At 46.0% G+C, this 2577-nt stretch carries 1 protein-coding gene; it reads right to left on the bottom strand.

All coding sequences use genetic code 11. The features are described from left to right. Positions 1 to 5 precede the first annotated feature (5 nt). Positions 6 to 2399 carry a GH36-type glycosyl hydrolase domain-containing protein gene (locus tag ACH2DQ_RS13025; protein ID WP_394912358.1) on the bottom strand — a complete coding sequence of 798 codons (2394 nt, stop codon included), beginning with the start codon at positions 2397 to 2399 and terminating at the stop codon, positions 6 to 8. Between the last annotated feature and the right edge of the window lie 178 nt (positions 2400 to 2577).

Consider the following 2577-nt stretch of genomic DNA (forward strand, 5'->3'; position numbering starts at 1 on the left):
TTCTTTTATCTTCCCATAATGACAGTTACTTCATGCCTGCTTCCGGCATCGCATACCGGAATCACGTTTGTTTCCGCTCCATCCAGATACATCCTGGTAACACCTTTCATAACGCTATCCGGATTGAGAACTGTAATTTCATACACCGCTCCCCTAAATTCTCTGGTAACCTTAAACTCTTTCCAGTCAGATGGTACGCAGGGATCTATCTGCAAATGGTCAAACTGTGGTTTAATGCCTAGCATATACCTGGTTGCAGAGAAATAAGCCCATCCGCCTGTTCCGGTCATAAAGGGATGCCTTGCCCTGCCAAATGCCTTGTGATCCCGCCCAACAATGAACTGGCAGTAGGAATAGGGTTCTGACTCCCGTATCTCGATCTGGTCATTCTGGTTATAGGGACATAAAGCATCATAAAATTTCATCGCACGGTCCCCCCTGCCAAGTACACACTCTGCAGCCCATGCCCAGGGATTTGGATGGCTGAATACAGAACTGTTTTCTTTTAATCCGGGATAAACCCGTGTCACAAAACCGATGTCATCATCCGGCTGGGTATAGGATGGCCCGTTTAACAAAATTCCGTATGGTGTAAACAGATACCGGTCAACGCTGTCCATTGCCCTTTTGCCTTTTTCTTCGGATGCTGCACCGGACAGAACCGCCCATGCATTCGATTCCAGGTGAATTTTCCCTTCCCTGTCCTTCATGGTGCCAATCTTTCTTCCGTTTTTCGTTACGCCCCGGATAAACCATTCCTCATCCCAGAGCCTGGTATCACAGACCTCTTGTACCTTTGCAGCCATCTTCTCATACTTATTCACATCATCCAGTCGTTTTAAATACCTTGCCGTTTCCAGGAAATTCTGGATTGCCCAATAATGCAGGAAGGAAACCATTGCACTTTCACCGCCGCCCAGGTTTAGACAGTCATTCCAGTCAGCACGCAGTCCTTTGCAGATTCCGCTTTCCCCTACCTGCTCCGCCGAAAAATCCAGGATCTTCGTCATATGCTCATATACGGTTCCTTCACCGCCATCGGCATAGGACAGTACCTGATCCAGGAATGAAAATTCACCCGTTTCTTTCACATATTCCACAATGGCGCTCACCAGCCACAGCGCATCATCGGAGCAGGTATCTTCCAGCCCGTGAATCATATCCTTCGCATTTGGTGTGGGCACAACCGTTGGAGATTTAAAGGGCTTTACTTCTGTATCCGGATCGAACCATTCCGGCTGGAATAAATGAAGCCCATATCCTTTTGAAACCAGCCCTCTCAGTAATTCTACCAGTCTCTGACGGCACTTCTGCGGGTTGGAATGGGGGATTGTCATGGCATCCTGAGCCGTATCCCGGTAACCGAGTCCCGTTCTGCCTCCCACTTCTATAAAAGATGCAAACCTGGAAAACATAACATTTATTTCAGCCTGATACAGGGTCCAGGTGTTAATTAAAGTATTCATGCCTTCATTTGGTGTCTGAATCTGTAGTTTATCCAGCTTCTTTTTCCAGAAAGCCCGCAGATCGGCATATACTTTTTCCATCGCGTCCGGTCTGCTGTATTTTTCACGGACAACTGCCCCTGTTTTTCTTCCGCCTTCTCCAAGCATATATACGATCCGGACTTCTTCCCCAGGCTGCAGTACTATTTTTTTCTGAAATGCACCACAGTGATTATTGCCATTTTCTGATCCGCCTTCCAGATACCCACGTTCCACCCCTATGGGATTATCCTCCGTCCGGTATTTACCAATAAACTGATCTCTCAATGTCTCATAACTGTCCTGAAGGGTACTGGATGTAAAATACTGGTATCCAAACTCTTCATAAAACAAATCATGTTCAATAATTCCGTCTTCACAGGATGACCCTGCTGCGTACATGCTCATCTGAAAGTTCTGGTTATCCATATTAATATGATGGAAGGAAAATTCACAGTAAGAAAACAGGCTTAACTCCCTCTCCCGGTCACTTTGGTTCTGCACCTTAACATCCCATAACTCTACTGCATCACCAATGGGAATTACCAGGGCCTGGGATGCTTTAATTCCCTTATAGCAACATTCATATACCGAATAGGACAAGCCATGGCGGCAGGTGTATTGTGCCTCGTCCAGGGACTTCCCTACCGGCTGCCAGGAAATGCTCCAGTAATCCTCTGATTCATTATCCCTTAGATAGACATAATGCCCCGGGCGGTCCATAGGTACAGCATTTGCCCGGAATCTGGTGATCCGGTGATATTCCGGTGATTTATAAAATAAATATCCTCCTGCCGTATGGTTCACAACTCCGCACATATCCTCAACCCCAATATAATTCGTCCAGGATGCAGAAAGATCCACCCGTTCAATTACGTACTCTCTATTCTCATTGTCAAAATATCCATACCTCATAGAAAACCTCCTCCAAAGCTTTTACTTTATCCTTATTATAATCTCTCCTCCCCAATGGAGGAATTGCCAGGTATGCGAATATTTGTACAAAGTTGTGCTATTCAAAAACCCCCATATAAAAAGCCCACAGAGGGAATGTTTATATTCCCCTGTGGGCTTTACGATCGCCAATTCCTGA

Source organism: Robinsoniella sp., from assembly GCF_034124845.1.